The sequence below is a fragment of the Candidatus Paceibacterota bacterium genome (assembly GCA_030583745.1).
Taxonomy (GTDB): domain Bacteria; phylum Patescibacteriota; class Minisyncoccia; order Phycocordibacterales; family BOKC01; genus BOKC01.
The window spans coordinates 282,884-299,911 of record CP129473.1; the positions used below are offsets into that span (position 1 = coordinate 282,884).

Annotated in this window: 18 protein-coding genes; 9 read left to right on the top strand and 9 right to left on the bottom strand. The window is 41.7% G+C overall.

The features are described from left to right. The first annotated feature begins 105 nt into the window (after window positions 1-105). A complete protein-coding gene (locus QY304_01475; GenBank protein ID WKZ26754.1) occupies window positions 106-1,065 on the top strand; it encodes a tyrosine-type recombinase/integrase in 960 nt (319 codons plus the stop codon). A gap of 35 nt (window positions 1,066-1,100) precedes the next feature. Here QY304_01475 and QY304_01480 read toward each other — a convergent pair whose 3' ends face one another. Continuing rightward, window positions 1,101-1,535, bottom strand: coding sequence for a hypothetical protein (locus QY304_01480; protein WKZ26755.1), 435 nt, complete (start codon window positions 1,533-1,535; stop codon window positions 1,101-1,103). Between the two features lie 345 nt (window positions 1,536-1,880). Here QY304_01480 and QY304_01485 point away from each other — a divergent pair, with 345 nt between their 5' ends. Beyond that, window positions 1,881-2,492 (top strand): hypothetical protein, encoded by a 612-nt coding sequence (locus QY304_01485; protein WKZ26756.1) that lies wholly within the window; start codon window positions 1,881-1,883, stop codon window positions 2,490-2,492. Window positions 2,493-2,552: 60 nt separating this feature from the next. On the opposite strand, the gene QY304_01490 is transcribed toward QY304_01485, so the two are convergent. Together QY304_01490 and QY304_01495 are read right to left on the bottom strand one after the other, a co-directional pair. Further along, on the bottom strand, window positions 2,553-3,143 hold the full coding sequence (locus tag QY304_01490) for a 3'-5' exonuclease (protein ID WKZ26757.1): 591 nt from the start codon (window positions 3,141-3,143) through the stop codon (window positions 2,553-2,555). A 32-nt stretch (window positions 3,144-3,175) separates the two neighbouring features. Next, window positions 3,176-3,631, bottom strand: coding sequence for an Ada metal-binding domain-containing protein (locus tag QY304_01495; protein WKZ26758.1), 456 nt, complete (start codon window positions 3,629-3,631; stop codon window positions 3,176-3,178). A 55-nt stretch (window positions 3,632-3,686) separates the two neighbouring features. Between QY304_01495 and rpmA the strand changes: the two genes are divergently transcribed. Next, window positions 3,687-3,962, top strand: coding sequence for a 50S ribosomal protein L27 (gene rpmA, locus QY304_01500; protein WKZ26759.1), 276 nt, complete (start codon window positions 3,687-3,689; stop codon window positions 3,960-3,962). On the opposite strand, the gene rplI is transcribed toward rpmA, so the two are convergent. Genes rplI through QY304_01515 form a run of 3 tightly spaced genes read right to left on the bottom strand, consistent with a single transcriptional unit; the run spans window position 3,959 to window position 6,000 of the window. Beyond that, window positions 3,959-4,411, bottom strand: coding sequence for a 50S ribosomal protein L9 (gene rplI / locus QY304_01505; protein WKZ26760.1), 453 nt, complete (start codon window positions 4,409-4,411; stop codon window positions 3,959-3,961). The genes rpmA and rplI overlap by 4 nt on opposite strands. A 15-nt stretch (window positions 4,412-4,426) precedes the next feature. Beyond that, window positions 4,427-5,665, bottom strand: a complete 1,239-nt coding sequence (locus QY304_01510; GenBank protein ID WKZ26761.1) for a S41 family peptidase — start codon at window positions 5,663-5,665, stop codon at window positions 4,427-4,429. Between the two features lie 59 nt (window positions 5,666-5,724). Beyond that, window positions 5,725-6,000, bottom strand: a complete 276-nt coding sequence (locus QY304_01515; protein WKZ26762.1) for a hypothetical protein — start codon at window positions 5,998-6,000, stop codon at window positions 5,725-5,727. Window positions 6,001-6,030: 30 nt separating this feature from the next. On the opposite strand from QY304_01515, the gene cysS reads away from it, so the two are divergent. Continuing rightward, a complete protein-coding gene (gene cysS / locus QY304_01520) occupies window positions 6,031-7,398 on the top strand; it encodes a cysteine--tRNA ligase (GenBank protein ID WKZ26763.1) in 1,368 nt (455 codons plus the stop codon). A gap of 113 nt (window positions 7,399-7,511) precedes the next feature. Here cysS and QY304_01525 read toward each other — a convergent pair whose 3' ends face one another. Next, window positions 7,512-7,892: a hypothetical protein gene (locus tag QY304_01525; protein WKZ26764.1), complete on the bottom strand. Its 381-nt coding sequence runs from the start codon at window positions 7,890-7,892 to the stop codon at window positions 7,512-7,514. Window positions 7,893-8,015: 123 nt separating this feature from the next. Further along, window positions 8,016-8,720, bottom strand: a complete 705-nt coding sequence (locus tag QY304_01530; GenBank protein ID WKZ26765.1) for a sugar phosphate nucleotidyltransferase — start codon at window positions 8,718-8,720, stop codon at window positions 8,016-8,018. 65 nt (window positions 8,721-8,785) lie between these two features. Here QY304_01530 and dnaB point away from each other — a divergent pair, with 65 nt between their 5' ends. The 5 genes from dnaB to QY304_01555 all read left to right on the top strand — a co-directional run bounded on the left by dnaB (window position 8,786) and on the right by QY304_01555 (window position 15,970). Beyond that, window positions 8,786-10,162 (top strand): replicative DNA helicase, encoded by a 1,377-nt coding sequence (dnaB, locus tag QY304_01535; protein ID WKZ26766.1) that lies wholly within the window; start codon window positions 8,786-8,788, stop codon window positions 10,160-10,162. A gap of 1 nt (window position 10,163) precedes the next feature. Then, complete coding sequence (locus QY304_01540; protein WKZ26767.1) at window positions 10,164-10,781, top strand: toprim domain-containing protein; 618 nt, start codon at window positions 10,164-10,166, stop codon at window positions 10,779-10,781. A gap of 24 nt (window positions 10,782-10,805) precedes the next feature. Continuing rightward, window positions 10,806-11,534 carry a hypothetical protein gene (locus QY304_01545; GenBank protein ID WKZ26768.1) on the top strand — a complete coding sequence of 243 codons (729 nt, stop codon included), beginning with the start codon at window positions 10,806-10,808 and terminating at the stop codon, window positions 11,532-11,534. Between the two features lie 391 nt (window positions 11,535-11,925). Continuing rightward, window positions 11,926-14,121 carry a type I DNA topoisomerase gene (gene topA, locus QY304_01550; protein ID WKZ26769.1) on the top strand — a complete coding sequence of 732 codons (2,196 nt, stop codon included), beginning with the start codon at window positions 11,926-11,928 and terminating at the stop codon, window positions 14,119-14,121. A 298-nt stretch (window positions 14,122-14,419) separates the two neighbouring features. Continuing rightward, entirely contained in the window at window positions 14,420-15,970 is a 1,551-nt protein-coding gene (locus QY304_01555; GenBank protein WKZ26770.1) for a RelA/SpoT family protein, read from the top strand. Here the strand turns inward: QY304_01555 and QY304_01560 are convergent. After that, entirely contained in the window at window positions 15,967-16,968 is a 1,002-nt protein-coding gene (locus QY304_01560; GenBank protein ID WKZ26771.1) for a ParB/RepB/Spo0J family partition protein, read from the bottom strand. The two genes, QY304_01555 and QY304_01560, sit on opposite strands and share 4 nt — an antisense overlap. Between the last annotated feature and the right edge of the window lie 60 nt (window positions 16,969-17,028).

Below are 17,028 nucleotides of genomic sequence, written 5' to 3' on the forward strand. Positions count from 1 at the left end.
GCGGTTGGGGATAAGTGATTTTCCAAACAATATTTTTTGTTATCATAATAATTGAGTGTTAGAGATATTATACTCAATTTATTATAATTCAATCCTAGGATATAAATGACCAACTCAAATAATAAAAGTGCTCTACCCCACCTTGAAGATTTTCTTCTTTTCATCCAATCAAATAATTATTCAAAAGAAACTTTATATAATTATGAAAGAGATCTCAAAACTTTTGAAAGATTTCTAGAAGAAGAATTTAAAGGACTCCCCTTTTCAAAAGTCACTAAAAGGACGATCGAACAATACAAGGCGTATTTGAACTCTACTGACAGAAAAACTGCCGAAGGGTCCGGCGCGCAAAAAAATCTCAAAAGCGGTTCTATAAACCGCAACCTAAGCTCGCTTAGAAGATATCTGTCGTATCTTATAGATATGGATTATGAATCTCCGATCGCCCCAGGCGCTATCAAGCTGTTGAGAATGGAGAAAAAGCATCCGCAAGTTTCCGAACTCGAAGAGCTGACTAGTTTGATTGAAGCCCCGATGAAATTTGAAAAAAACAAAAAAGTTGCCCTGCGCAACCGCGCGGCTTTGGAAACACTTTTTGCCTCTGGTATGCGTATTTCAGAACTAATATCATTAAAAATTATCCAGCTTGATAAAACTGGTCGAATCTTCATAGAGGGCAAGGGTAAAAAACAACGATTCGTCTATCTAACAGAAAGGGCTAAAAAACATATAGACAATTATTTGAAAGTTAGAGCCGATGACTCTCCTTTTCTCTTTATTGCAAGCAGAGGACAAAATGCTGGCGACAAAAACAAACACATATCGGCAAACTACCTTCAGATGAAAATAAAAAAATATCGGGAACTTTTGGGCATAAACGTTCCAACAAGCGCTCATTCATTACGTCACGGTTTTGCTACGTATTTGGCCGAGCAAGGTGCCAACCCGGCCGCCATCCAGATTCTTTTAGGCCATGAGTCACTTGATACTACGACAAGATACGTCCACGCTTCAGACAAATATGCCGAAAGCACTCACCGCAAATTCCACCCACTTAAAGACTAAACAAAAACTCCCCCTTTAAAGGGGGAGTTTTTGTTTTATCTGTTCCAGCATTTCTTGGAGGCATTCCAAGGACGAGTACCCTCTCTTTCAAAAAGATATCTAGCGAATTCCATATTTCCTTCAATAACGTGGATATCAAGATTCATTTGTTTGGCTTTGTCAGCGTGGAAATATTCATTAATCTGCATGATCCCAACATCCTTTGAGTTTTGGACTCCGCGCAAGACATTTCCGTCTTTATCATTCTGCCTGAAGGTTGATTCGCAAAAAGCGATTCTAATCATAATCGGAGCGTCTTTGAAGTATTCGCGGACGATTTCCTCATCAGTCATTTTTATTTCTTCAGCCAAGGCCGCTTCTACCGCGGCCGTGATACTCGGCGGCTCGTCTCCACTTTCACTTAACATGACTGCGGGGGCGTTAAGCCCGGTCAAGCTGGTCAGAGTCATTAATAAAGCAATTTTTAACATATTATTTTTTTAACAATAAAACTCAACCTTTCAGTTGAGTTACAAACATCCTAGCATAAACCAAACTTTTTGTCAATGACAAAAATCGTTTTGTGTGGTCTATTTAAGCAAATATATGGCTTAAAATAAGGGGTTTTAGAAAAACTGGACTATTAGATTATTATCACCGGAAGCTCAATTTCCCCTTGAAAGTTTAATCTCAAATCCACCTTACCTCCAAAATTTGACAAAACATAATCTTTTGTGATAAGATGGTAAAGGATTTTTGCACATCAAAAAAACAGGGAGCTTGTAGCTTCCTGAACAGCAGAAACACAGCGAACAAACTATGAACAGGAGATGGCGATGGACTGGAAGAAAACGTGGTTCTGGATGGGTGTAACAGCCCTTGTGTTCGGGCTCTTCTGGCACATCTGGCACATTTTCGCTGGAGAAATTCCGGCGATTCGGGAACTTACTATGTCAGTTGGCGACGAAGAAGAGGAGAGCGCAATCTGGACTCTTCCCTTCGCAGTATCCCATTCGTGGGATATGCTGGCGGCTCCCCTCTTCGTTCTTGCTTTCTCTTGGCTTCAGTCGAGAACAGAGGAGGGCACAGACGAAAATGACATACTGGTCGTCGGGCTGGTCTTCGGGCTGGGCCTCGGGCTGGTCGTCGGGCTGGTCTTCGGGCTGGTCTTCGGGCTGGTCTTCGGGCTGGGCCTCGGGCTGGGCCTCGGGCTGGTCTTCGGGCTGAGCTTCGGGCTGAGCTTCGGGCTGGGCCTCGGGCTGGTCTTCGGGCTGGGTTTCGGGCTGGGTTTCGGATTCAACTGCGGAATATTCTGGACGATGCCTCTGGGGGCTGTGTTCGGAGCATTAGTCATTCTGCCAAACACCGTCCTGCTCATTGTTCTCATGGGTTTGAGAGAAGCCATCCGAGGATTCTCCAACAGCAAGGCGGCTCCTTCAGAATGCTGACACACAGCCCCGCGCGGACAACCGCGCGGGGCTTTTTCATTTACGGTATTCTGCTAATAACTAGCTTATCCAAGGAATTTTATATTCTTTAAATTCTGGAAAAAGCGGTTTGTTATAAAACAACCGAGAGAACGCTTCAGCTTCCCATTTGGCGCCGTTAAAAGCGATGTGAGGCTTTGGTTCCGCCGGCAGGCCGACATATTCCATTATTGAATCAGAATTTAAAGCGGAACGTTTATTTTCCAATGGCAAATTTAATCCCCGTTTTATCATATGCGCCGCGCAAACCGAATGAAGGTCAAAAGTCCGATGAGCCAAAGGAAAATTTAGACCGTATTCTTCCGATGCCACTTGCAAAAAAGAAACGTCAAAAGACGGATTCTGACCGGCAATTGTATGGTCTCTACTCTCCATCGCCCAAGCAAAAAAATCGGCGACAATTTTTTCTTCCGTTTCTTTCCTCGGGTCGGCTATCTCTTCCCTGCTAAAACCGTTTACCGCCAACCCCTCCTCGCTAATATGCGCGCCCGGCCGGATTTGGCATTCTCTGGAAAACGTTCGTTTTAAGTCTAAAAAATCAACGGCGCCAATTGAGAGAATGGAGTGTTTCCACGGATTAGTTCCTGATGTTTCTATGTCTAGTATGATCATAAACTAACGCCTAAAGCCTAGCACCTAACTGCCTATTCTAATCCTTTACAATTCCCCGCCGGGCTATAGCCGGCCGCTTTTGCCTCCTCAATTGAATTGAAATAAATTTTATTTTCTTCTTTTATTCTTTTTGCGCCGGAACACCAAGGAAAATGATACTTGTCTGAAGTTTTAGAACCAACCAAAAGCCCACCGGCTTGTAAACTGATTTGTTCTGAAACGCTTTGCCCTAAAACCAAGGGCTCATTATTTGAAGCGGTGTCAGACGATAGAGTGGCGACATTGGCCGAAAGAGGAATTTCATTTATTTTTACCGGCTCACGATTTTCATCCAAAGCCGAAATCCGACCTAAACCGAAAGAGGCGGTGCCAACCAGAAAAATCACGGCCACAATCAAGGCCTTTTCTCTACCCTCCGATGCCACACAAACATTCTTGATTTTTTGTAATGCTTCAGTTATACTTTCCATCAATCTAAATAATATCATAAATTATTTGGTAGCCAGTATTTTTTAGAAAAACCAGCGTTAAATCAGCAGTAATATGGCACATAAAAAAGCAGGAGGATCAACAAAAAATAACCGGGATTCAAATCCAAAATATCTCGGGATAAAAATAGATCACGGACAAGCTGCCAAAACCGGCGCAATTTTGGTACGCCAAAGAGGCACAGAATTTCTACCGGGACAAAATGTCGGCATGGGTAAAGACCACACTCTCTTCGCCTTGAAAAACGGAAAAGTTGGAATAACAAACAAAAGAAAAATCTCGCTAAACGGCGGAGTAAAAATTAAAAAAGTAGTGAATGTTTCGGCTTAACTTTTATCTTTTGCTTTGATTATAAATTCAATTTCCGCAGACACCCCCTCCCCTTCTATTTTAACTTTTTGACTGCCGACTTCTTTTATCGGCCTCTCAAGTCTGATTAAATCTTGCTCTATTTCTATTCCCTCCTGATTCAATATTGATTTGACCAAATCTTTTTCGTGTAAACCCTTGAAAAGATGACCTTTCTCATTCGCTTCACTTTCAATTAAGATCGGTCTCCCCAACAGTTGCCTGATTTTTAAACGCAAATTATTTAATTTATCCTCTCTGGTTTTATTTTCTGAAGCTTTTAAGGATTCAATTTTTGCAATTTCGGACGGATTTGCTGTTTTAGCCAATCCTCTCGGAATCAAAAAGTTAAGGGCGTAACCATCAGCCACATTCTTTATTTCAAACTTCTGGCCGATTTTTGAAACATCTTTTAGTAAAATAACTTTCATATCTTTTTTTAAATACTAATTTTTTAATATTTCAATAGCTTTCTCCAAGACCAAGTCATACTCACTTTCCAAATCTTCCGACTCTATTTCCACCTCTATATCTGGCTCCAAACCGCCAAGAGAAATTGATTTTCCATTTGGCGTAACCCAACGAGCCACAGTCACCTTAAGAGAGGTGTCGGGGGTTACCCTGACAAGCTCCTGCACTGAACCCTTACCAAATGACTGATTTCCGACAATTGTCGCCACTCCGTGTTCCTGCAAAGCCCCGGCCAATATCTCCGAAGCTGAAGCACTGCCTTTATCAATTAATACAACCATTTTTAAATCATTACCAAAAATATTATAACCGCGGCTCCTATGAACTATATCCTCTCGCCGTCCACCAAAGTCTTCTTTTATCACCACTTTTCCTGCTGGCAAAAACCAACTGGCAATATCAACTGATGCGTTCAAAAATCCGCCGGGATTACCTCGCAAATCCAAAATCAATTTTCTCTCTCCAACTCGACTTCCCAAAATAAATTCTCTCAAAGCATTCCGAAAAACACCCTGGGCATTGCCAGAAAAATTGTAGAGTCGAATAATAAAAATATCGTCACGCCATTCGGTGTCGAGAGTCGGAATATCAATCGTATCTCGGATCAAAGTAATTTCAACCGGCTCATTAGAGTCTTCTCTGAAAAGTATGAGGGAAACAGGGGTTCCTTTTTTTCCACGAATCAAACTAATCGCTTCCTCAATACCAAGATTTAGAGTCTCTTTATCATCAATCTTAAAAATTTTGTCACCTGCCTTTATCCCAGCTCGATAGGCCGGAGTATTTTTCAAAGGCGCGATGACGGTTAAAACACCATCCCTTATTCCGACTTCCATGCCAACTCCTTCAAAAGCACCACTTATTTCTTCTTCAAAAACCTCAAGTTCTTTCGGGGTTAAAAAGGTGGTGTTAGGGTCACCAAGTGATCGCACCATTCCCTTTATTGCCCCCCAAACTCTTTCTTGTCCGGAAATTGTTTTGTCTCTTGTTTCCAAGTCCGGTGGAACATATTTTTCATCAATCAAATTCCAAACTCGCCAAAAAGAAGAAAAGTCAGCAGTAATTTCTGTCGTATGTTCTTTACCCTCAAGACCACTGACTTTGGAAATTTCCGATACCTGGCCTGCACCAAAATAAAAACCTAAGAAAAAAAATAGTACCGATAAGACTATCGGCTTTAAAAAACTTCTCCTATTTTGGTCTTTATCTTCCATAGTCAAATCATTATTGCAAAAAAAAGAGCGCGCCGCAAGGAGCGACGCGCGCGACAAACTCACTCTGGACTGGAGAAGACCATGAGTGAGACAGGGAGTCCTATCATAAAGACCAAAACCCCAAAAATCCATCCAACGACCGGCTCTACTCCCAGTCCGAAGGTAAAGCCGGTTACAATAGACAGTGCTGTAGAGAAAGCTAGAACAGACAGGCAAATTCTTTGCTTGACCGCCCTCGGCATCTTCGCTGATCCGTGTTTCCTCATCGTATTCTCCTTTCTACTTCTTATTTTAGCACTAAAATATTTTTTGTCAATCTTTTGAAATAAAAGCATACAAGTTAAAATTAAAGCTCTGAAATCTCAATGATTAAATTTTTCAACACTCTGACTCGCAAAAAAGAGAATTTTCGTCCGATAAAAAAGAAAGCAGTACAAATCTACAGCTGTGGTCCGACCGTCTATGACCGCCAGCATATCGGCAACCTTCGTTCAGCGGTCATCTGGGATATTTTGCGCCGGACTTTGGAATTCAACGGCCTAAAAGTCCGGCAGGTCGTAAACATTACCGACTTTGGCCACCTGACCTCTGACGCTGATTCCGGCGAAGATAAGATGACTAAAGGACTTAAAAAAGAGGGGCTGGCCCTAACTCTTGAAAACATGAAAAAACTCGGAGAAAAATACGCCGAGTTTTATCTCGATGATAGAAAAAAATTAAATACTCTCTCCCCTTTCAAGTTTCCCTTTGCCAGCGACCACATATCTGAAGATATTGAGTTCATAAAAAAACTGGAAAAAAAGGGATATGTTTACATTTTAGACGACGGAGTATATTTTGAGACCGAAAAATTTCCGGCTTATGGAAAACTTGGCGGCCTGTCGGAAATTCAAGAAACCCGTATCGGCAAGAATCAAAAAAAGAAAAATCCGAGAGATTTTGTTTTGTGGAAAATGAATGAAAAAATCGGTTGGGATAGCCCTTGGGGCAAAGGTTTTCCCGGTTGGCACATTGAGTGTTCGGTAATGAGCGAGAAATATCTTGGTAAAACTTTTGACATCCATACTGGTGGCATAGAACACATTCCGATTCACCATAATAATGAAATTGCTCAAAGTGAATCGGTAAACGGAAAAAAGATGGCCAACTTTTGGATGCACAACGAACACCTGATAATGCCCGAAGGTAAAATGGCAAAGTCGCTCGGTAACACCATAACGCTAACAGAAATTGAAGAAAAAGGATTTGACCCGCTGGCTTTCCGATATTGGCTTTTAGGCGCGCATTATCGCTCCCCTATTTCTTTTTCTTGGGACGCTCTTGAGGCCTCGCAAACTGCTTTTGAAAAAATTAAAAATCAAATTCAAGAAATCAAAAGTAAAGGAAAAATGTCAGACAGACATTTGAAGAAATTTAAAGAAGCTGTCAATGATGATTTAAATACCCCAAAAGCTCTTGCAATTCTTTGGGAGGTCTTGAAAGATGAAAGTTTAACACCTCAAGACAAGAAAAAAACTGTTCTGGAAATGGATAAAGTTTTCGGGCTGGGCTTGGCGACTCTCAAAAAAGAATCGATCACAATTCCTTCTGAAGTCAAAAGTTTGGTCGAGCAAAGAGAAAAAGCCCGCCGAGAAAAAAACTGGGGTGAAGCCGATAGATTAAGGAGTGAAATAGAAAAGAAGGGTTTTGAAATTAAAGACACAAACAAAGGGCCGGTGATAAAGAATTGCTAATATTTAACATCGGATTCATCAACACGACGTGGGGATGTTAATACAAAAAATATAAAAAAAGCGTCCGACCGTAAGATGCGGGGACGCCTTGTGTCTTGACCATGTGAGTTCGACTAGATGATTTCATTTTCTCCGAGAAAACGTATGACACAGCCGAACTCAAGCGGAATTTCTTCACTAAAATTCTCAAGAACCTTGAGCGTACGGCGCCTCAAAGCATCCAGATCTTGAGCTGTCAGTTCCTTAGCCATCTCATTGTGTGCTGACCTCAGTATTCTTTGAATAAGAGGAGATTTAGGATCATAGAATCCTTGCCTGATAGACAGAGCGTATTCTGTATCATGCCACAACGAGAAAGATGCCTGGAGGAGAAAATCTGGTACTTCCATTCCTCTCACCCCTGCTCTCATCTTCTGATAGCGTTGCCTTCTTTCTAACACAAGAAGGAGAAGTTCATCTTCTGGCTTCAAGGCCATTGATCTGATCATCTTCATTCGCTGACGACCATTTTTTATGAACACTTACAATCTCCTTTCTTCTTTCTGAAGGGAGCTTTTTCTCCAGCACAATGCCAGAGATTACATCTCTTAAAAACCTAGCAGATTACTACCCTCTTGTCAAGTTTTGGATTCCCGAGTTCCAGAAAGCAATTCTTTCTCCGCTGTTTCCAAATCGTTCGGAGCTGTTTGGGAGAGCCAGAATTTGCTTTTAACAACTTTTATTGAGAATTTTCCCAAAAGTGGAATAAGTGTTTGCGGTAAACCATATTCTGTCTTGCCGGGAATTTGGACTAAATCATAATCAAAAATTTCCGGACCTAAAACATAAAGTCCGGCATTTACCAAAGCGTTGTGTTCGTGATGGTGCGCGCCTTCAACAATGTCTTTCAAACTGCCGTCCGGATTCAAAACAACTTTTCCGCCGGCTTCCAAAAAATCAACTTCTTTCACTAAAACCGCCCAATCTTCTTTGAGGCACGCATCAATATCTTCTTTGCAGTAAATATCATCACCCATCAAAACTAAAAATCTTCCTTTTAAAAGGCCTTTCGCCTGCCACAGGGCATGAGCGGTTCCCTTCAATTCTTTCTGCCAAACGTAAGAAATTTTTTTGTCTTTGTATTGGTCTCCCAGAGATTCAATAATCTGTTCGCCGTGATAACCAACAATAATAATTATTTCGTGAATGCTTTCCGGTAACTCATCAAGCTTCCGCTCAAGAAGGGTTTTGCCCAACACTTTTAAAAGTGGCTTTGGAGTTCCATTGGTCAAGTCCCCCATTCTGGTTCCCCTGCCGGCTGCTAAAATTACTGCTTTCCACATATTGCTAACAGCTTTTAAATACTAAAAACGTTGTCGGGTAATTGCCTTATGGTAATATGAGATTAATGGCAAAGCAACCTTTCAACCTAAGAATCCCACCGCAGTCTCTAGATGCTGAAAAAGCCCTTCTTGGTTCAATAATGCTCCGGAGTGATACTCTCTATGAAATTATAGACATCATCGCGCCAACGACTTTTTACGCCAGAAAACATCGCTTGATTTTTGAGGCGATGATGGATCTTTTCAAGAAAAACAATCCGATTGATTTACTCTCGGTCTCTTCGCGTTTGGCGGAGAAAAAAGTGCTAGAAGAAATTGGAGGGGCGAGCTATCTGACAGAAATTGCCAATGGCGTTCCAACCGCCACCAACGTCCGTCATTACGCTGAAATAGTCAGAAAAAAACACATTATGCGACTTCTGATTGAGGCCTCCGAACAAATCGCCAATTTGGGATATGACGAAGCGTCAGAATTGGAAGAAATTTTAGACCGCGCTGAAAAACAAGTCTTTGAAATAACATCCACAGGTAGCACTTTTCGTTTTTCCGAATTGAAAAACGAACTGTCAGAGGCCTGGGAGCGTTTGGATAGATTGCACAATATGAAAGGTGAACACCGCGGAGTACCGACCGGTTTTCCAGAAATTGACCACAAACTAGCCGGCCTACAAAATTCCGACTTGATAATTTTGGCCGCCAGACCGTCAATGGGAAAAACCTCCTTGGCACTTGATATCGCTCGACAGACTGCCGTCAATCATGGAAATCCAGTCGGAATCTTTTCTCTGGAAATGAGCTCGCAACAACTAGTAGATCGACTGCTTGCCGCTCAAGCTCAAGTTGACGCTTGGAAATTGCGAACTGGAAAACTCTCGCGTGAGGAAGATTTCGCCGCTATCCGTCAGTCTCTGGACAAACTCTCCCAAGCCCCAATCTTTATCGACGACCAGCCGGGTAGTAATATCTTAAAAATGCGAGCGGTAGCAAGACGACTAAAAGCCGAAAAGGGCTTGAAGCTTTTGATTGTTGACTATCTTCAACTTATGGTGCCAGTCGGCGCCAGAGCCAACGACAATCTGGTCCAGCAAGTGACTGAAATTTCAAGGTCCTTAAAACATTTGGCGCGCGAACTTGATATTCCGGTTTTAGCACTCTCCCAGCTTTCTAGAGCGGTGGAGTCGCGTGGTGGTCGGCCTCGACTTTCGGATCTTCGTGATTCAGGATCATTAGAACAAGATGCGGATGTTGTAATGTTTATCCACCGCGAAGATAGATACAAAGAAGATTCGGATAAAACCAACATTGCTGAAATTTTGATTGAAAAGCATCGCAACGGCGAAACTGGCAAAGTTGAACTTTATTTCAACGACAAAAAAGCGACTTTCCAAAATATAGATAAAAGTAATTTTGGTGGCGCCGAACTTTCATCTGAAGATTTCTAAAATGACCGAGCAAATTACAAAACTTGCCGAACTTTTTTCGCGTTTCCCCGGAGTTGGGCAGAAGCAAGCCAAAAGATTTGTTTATTTTTTGCTCGGGCAAAATCCGGTTTTCACAAAAAAACTGATTCAAGAAATAGATTTGCTGAAAAAAAGCGCTTCAGCTTGCCACGAATGTTTTCGTTTCTTCTTCAACCCAAATGATAAAAATCTCTGCTCAATTTGTAGTGACGGAAAACGAGAGAAAATTTTGATGATTGTCAGTCGAGATTTGGATATTGAAAATATAGAAAAAGCCGGTGAGTTTAAGGGGCGATATTTTGTTTTGGGCGGCAGTTTGCCGATTTTGGAAAAAGAACCGGCAAAAAAGATTAGAATCATAGAACTTCTAAATTATTTGGAAAAACTGGGACACGGAAAACATGTTGGCGAAATAATTTTAGCGACCGACTTCAATCCGGAAGGTGAAAACACCGCCGAGTTTGTCAAAAAACAAATAGAACCGCTTTCAAAAAAATTTGGCTTTAAAATTTCATCTTTAGGCAAGGGCTTGTCGCTTGGCACCGAACTTGAATACTCCGATCCGGAAACCATTAAAAATGCCCTGAAAAATAGACATTAAAAAAATCCCGATTTTAGCTATATTTTGAGACTACAGAAAAGAAGGAAAGAGAGAAAACTATTGGTTCCGACTGGCAGGGGGTTTCTTTTTCTTGCAACTTATTCCTTATTTGGTAATATCTCAACGGAAAAAAGGAGGGCTTGTGGCTTCTCCGAAAAAAAGGAGGCGAAGATGGGAAAGTCCGGCTCTCTCACAATGGATATCACTTTCGTTGCTTTGATACTCTTTATTTTTGGCGCTCCTGTTTTTTGGTTGCTCCTTGACTCTCCACATCAAGTGGCAACGAGAAAACAACCAGACAAACCACCGGTACTTCAAGAACAACAGCAAATTCAGAAGCCGGAGCCGGAACAGACAGAAAACCCATGGCACCAGTGGGAGAAAGAGATGGTCAAGCTGCTCGGCGGCAAGATCACAAATCTCTCGCCCGAGGACATCGAACGGATGAATTCGGGGATTGATGTGAGCCACTGGCGCCTCGGCGAAGCCGGCGATTTGGTCAGATTCCAAGACGGCTTCGTCTGGGTGGTTGAATCAGTCTGGCCGGAAGGGTTGAATCTCATCACCTTCCGCTCGAGGGATACTCTCGGAATCTTCCTGCCGATCTTCAAGTTCCACGTTCTCTCCGACACGGCGGACTTGATCAGCCGCGGAGATCCGAGCAATCCGGAGGAAGAGTGGCGAGAAGGGGTGGAAGAGCTCTTCCGTCAACAGTTTGACTGGCCCGGAGAAATCCAAAAGCCGTCATCCTAGACCGACGCATTCAACGCGCGGGCGAATTCTCGCCCGCGCTTTTTTTTGGTTGTAGAAAATGACCCGCAGATCCAATCAGCAATGTTTTACACTTGAGTTAAGGTTGAGTAAGCGCGGGGTTGTTTTTTAAATTTTATTAAAAAACCCGACCCACTAAACACTACTATACTATATAGTATGATAGTGCTCTGATTCTATAAAAATTTCGAAACATCAACAAAAATCGGAAAATGATATTTAGACAAAATAATCGATATCATATCCACAACAAAACATATATAAAAATTACATAAAAAGTTCAGTAAAAAAACACATTGCAACGATGGCAAACAATGGCAAACTTGATGTGAGGGCTTGCTAAAAAAAATGTTTTAATATATTACTTAATCCCATGACAACTACACTAGTCATAGTAGAGTCGCCTGCTAAAGAGAAAACAATTTCAAAATATCTGGGCAAGGGCTACACGGTTAAGGCCTCAATTGGCCATATCCGCGATCTGCCAAAAAGTAATAAAAAAGCTATAGATATTGAAGCTGGCTTCGTGCCACATTATGAAATTTCCCCGGGCAAAGAAAGAGTGGTTGCGGAAATTAAAAACTCGGCGAGAAAGGCCGACGAAATTTTGTTAGCAACCGATCCAGATCGAGAGGGCGAAGCCATTGCATGGCATATTTCTAAAGCCGCTGATTTGAAAAATCCTAAAAGGATAGTTTTTTATGAAATTACAAAAGATGCGGTGTTGGAAGCTTTAAAACATCCGAGGAAAATTGATATAAATCTAAAAGAAGCCCAAGAAGCGAGAAGGGTTCTCGATCGACTTGTCGGCTATGACCTTTCTGGGCTTATTTGGAAAAAAGTTCGGTATGGACTTTCAGCCGGCCGAGTTCAATCCCCCGCACTTCGAATAATAATGGAGCGCGAGCGAGAGATCAGAGCTTTTGAATCTCATAAATTTTGGGTCATAACGGCAGACGTATTAAATAAGAATAAAGAACCTCTCACCCTGACTTGTTCGGAAGAACCAACCGATTTTCAAGAGGTTCAAAGAATTCTGGAAAACGGCAAGGTGGCGAAGTGGCGAGTTAAGGAAGTAAAAGAGAGCGAAGCAAAAAGATCGCCGAGGGCACCCTTTATCACCTCAACGCTTCAACAAACCGCGAGCTCGCGACTCGGCTTTTCTCCGGCAAAAACCATGTCCGTCGCGCAAAAACTTTATGAGGCCGGACTGATTACATACATGAGAACGGACAGTACAAACTTAAGTTCGTCTGCTCAAGCCCAAATTGCCAAAATCATCAACGAAAAATACGGTAAAGACTACTTTTCACCAAGAAACTACAAGACCAAAAGCAAATCCGCCCAAGAAGCTCACGAAGCTATTCGACCATCAGATGCCAGCAAAGAAATGGCGGGCCAAAATGAAGACCAGAAAAAATTATATAGACTGATTTGGCAAAGAACTGTAAGTTCGCAAATGTCGGACGCTAAAATCTTGAGAAGCAAAATAACCGCAAAGACCACCGAATCTGACATACCGGAATTTTACGCCACTGGCTCCCGAATTATTTTTGACGGCTGGCTTAAAGTTGACTCGGCTGCCAAAGGAGAAGATCTGATCTTGCCCAAAGTTTCCGAGGGTGAAGAGTTGTTTCTTCAAGAAATCAAAACTGAAGAAAAAGAAACACAGCCGCCGTCGCGTTATACTGAAGCCGGCTTAATTAAGGAATTGGAAAAAAGAGGAATCGGCCGGCCTTCAACCTACGCTTCCATTATTAAAACCATTCAAGATCGCGGTTATGTTGAGAAACGTCCGGAAACTGGCGGAAAAGCCCTGTTCCCCACTGATACGGGCGACGTGGTCAGCACTTTTTTGGAAGAAAATTTTACTCAATACGTAAGCGATACTTTCACCGCGGAGATGGAAGATAAGCTCGACCTTGTCGCGCAAGGAAAATTAAAATACGAAGAAATTTTGGGGGATTTTTATAAACCTTTTCTTAAAGAAGTAAAATCAAAAGAAAAAATGGAAAAAATAACCAATCTGGGGAAAGCGGACGCGAAACTCAAATGTCCAAAATGTAAAAGTCCCATGATTATCAAACTTAGCAAGTCTGGAAAGTTTTTAAGCTGTGAAAAATTCCCAGAATGTAGCGGTGCTAGAACAATTGAAGGTGAGGAACTTCAAGGTCCAAAAGAAACCGGCGAAGACTGCCCAGAATGCAGTAAGGGTCGGCTCATAGAAAGAGACGGTAGATACGGCCGGTTTGTTTCTTGTAATCGCTATCCAAAATGCAAATTTATCAAAAAAGACCCGGAGGCAGAAAAGAAGGCCTCAACCGGTGTCAAATGCCCAGAATGTAATTCGCCAGATGGCGGAGGAGAGCTGACAGAAAAACGCGGACGTTTCGGAGTTTTTTACGCTTGCACAAATTATCCGAAATGTAAATTTACAATCAAATCAAAACCGACCGGCGAAATCTGTAAGCTCTGTGGTTCACTTATGATGGAAGGGACAAAAACAATCCCAGAAAGATGTTCGGATAAAAATTGTCCTAATCATAATCCGCATAAACTAAACAAATAGTCTTCAGGGGAGCACGCAACCTGCGTTGCGTGCGTAGATTGTTTTTGTCGGGCGGAGCGATGCCGAGCGAGCTCGCGAGGCAGCGAGCCGGGGTCGCGAAGTTTTACGAGCGGCGGCGAGTAAAATATTTGTGACCAAAAACAATCCCAGAAAGATGTTCGGATAAAAATTGTCCTAATCATAATCCGCATAAACCAAACGATAAAATACAAAAACCGACCACCTAATTAAAGTATAGGGGGGGGCTTGGGATCGCTCTTCACTCTCCCCTTTCGCAAGTTTATAGTATTATGAAAGAATGATTGTATCTAAAGAACCGAGATTAGAAGAAATTATTTCTCTAACTAGCGGTTTTTCCAAAAAAGACACAGAGCTTCTTAAAAATGCTTTTGAATTTGCTAAAAAAGCTCACGACGGACAAAAAAGAATGTCGGGAGAAGATTATTTTATTCATCCATTTGAAACGGCAAAAATTTTAGCCGAGCTCGGTGTTGGACCAAAAACTATTGCCGCGGGCCTGCTTCATGACGTTTTGGAGGACGCGCTTATCAGTAGAGAAGAGTTTGAGAAAGAATTCGACAAAGAAATTCTTTTTTTAGTTGAAGGCGTAACAAAACTCGGGAAAATTAAATATCGTGGTGTCAAAAGACATAGTGAAAGTTTAAGAAAACTTTTTGTCGCCATGTCACAAGATATAAGAGTTATATTAGTTAAATTAGCTGACCGGCTTCATAACATGCGGAGCTTGGAACATGTTCTACCTCACAAACAAAAGCGAATCGCCGAAGAAACTTTAGAAATTTATGCTCCTATTGCCTACCGCCTCGGAATTGGACAGCTAAAAAAACAACTAGAAGACTTATCTTTTCCTTATGTTTTTCCAAAAGAATACAAGGAAGTAAAAGAGTTGACCAAGCAGAAAAGCAAGGACACCCAAAAACGACTTGAAAAAATTTACCGAGCTTTACAAATAAAGTTGGCAAAAGAAGGGATACGGATACTAAAAGCTGATTTCCGACTTAAAGGAATCTTTAGTCTTTTTCGAAAACTGAAAAAGTACGATATGGATATAGAAAAAATTTACGATATTTATGCTTTGAGAATCGTGGTTAAAGATGTGGCTGATTGCTATAAAGTCCTAGGAGTAATACACGAGTTCTGGCGTCCTCTACCCGGCAGGATTAAAGACTATATTGCCGACCCAAAACCTAATGGGTATAGAAGTATTCACACCACAATTTTTACCGGTGACGGTGGTATAGCCGAAATACAAATAAGAACAGAAGAAATGCACAAAGAAGCCGAGTTCGGAGTCGCTTCCCATATTTCTTACAAAGGGGATGGGAAAAAAAACCCTTGGGGCTTGGCTTGGGTTTTTCATCTCCTACCTTACGTCGGCAAAAAAAATAAGAATGATAGTGAAAAAGAAAAAGATGACATCCCGCTCTGGGTCAAAGAATTAGCTGAATTTCAATCGGAATTTGGTCAGGAAAAATTTGAAGAAGAATTAAAATCTAATTTCTTCAAGGAGCGAATTTTTGTTTTCACACCTAAAGGAGATGTTATGGATCTGCCATTTGATGCCACGCCGGTTGATTTTGCTTACGCGATTCATTCAGATGTCGGTGATCATATGTTTGGGGCAAAGATCAATGGCAAATTTTCAGCCCTAAGTTCCAACCTGAAAAATGGCGATATCGTTGAAATTCTTACAAGACAAGGAAGTCACCCCAGTCAAAAATGGCTCGAAGATGCTAAAACAGCATTGGCGCAGAAAAAAATAAAATCGACATTATCCGATGCCAACAAAAGGTCGGAGTCTAAAAAGGAGTCTAAAAAAAAGCGCTAGACAGAAAAGTTTTTGATAAAATAAATTTCTTCGTTTTCTTTTTCCTCACGGCTTCTGTCATCCAACGGAGCAACCGCTTCTGTTTCTGGAGGTGTGTCCGTTTCAGCTAACTTACCCGCCTCCTCTCCACCCTGAACAACCTCACCTTGAGACGACAAATTAATCTTGCCAGCATTTATTAAATCCAAAATCGTTCCCAAATCTGAGTCAGAAAAGAAATCAATCAAAATTTTTCCGCCAATCTGCTTTTTCTCTATGAGAACTCTAGTACCGAAAGTCTCACTTAGCTCATTCTCCAGAGCTTTAATTTCAGGGCTTAAATCTCTTTTCCTAGCTCTTTCAACAGCAACTCTTCTGGCGATCGCCTCGCTGTCCCTAACTGTCAATTTCCTGTCTATGATTTCTTTAAAAAGAGCTGTTTGTTCTTCCGGTTTTTCAGAAAGCATCATCAGAGGTCGCGTATGGCCTTCAGAGATTTTACCTTGATTCAATGCGTCTAGAATTTCGTCCGGCAAAGTCAGAATTCTGATTGTGTTGGCAACATATTCCCTACTCTTTCCAACTTTCTCGGCAATTTGATTCTGCTTGAATTTGAATTCTTCAGCTAATCGATGAAAAGCTCTAGCCCTGTCCACCGGACTCAAATCCTCGCGCTGGATATTCTCGATAATGGCAAGCTCCAATTTCATCAAGTCCGTATCTTCTGACGCCCTAATTAGAGCTGGCACCTGCGAAAGACCGGCCAGTTTTGCCGCCCTCAAACGCCTCTCGCCAGCGATAAGCTCATATTCCGTTGAAAGACCGCCGTCCGGATGAATAATCTCTCTCCTTGTTACCACAAGGGCTTGAAGTACACCATATTGCCTGATTGATTCAGCCAGACTACGGAGTGCGATTTCGTCAAACTCCCTTCTTGGCTGGAATGGATTTGGCTTGATTTTGTCTACTTCAATCCAGAAAACTGAATTGTTGTAAAATTCTGATGGCTTTGGTTGCATACTATTATTTTTTTATAAGCTAATTTTAGCATAATTCCCTTTTATAGAAAATTGAAATTT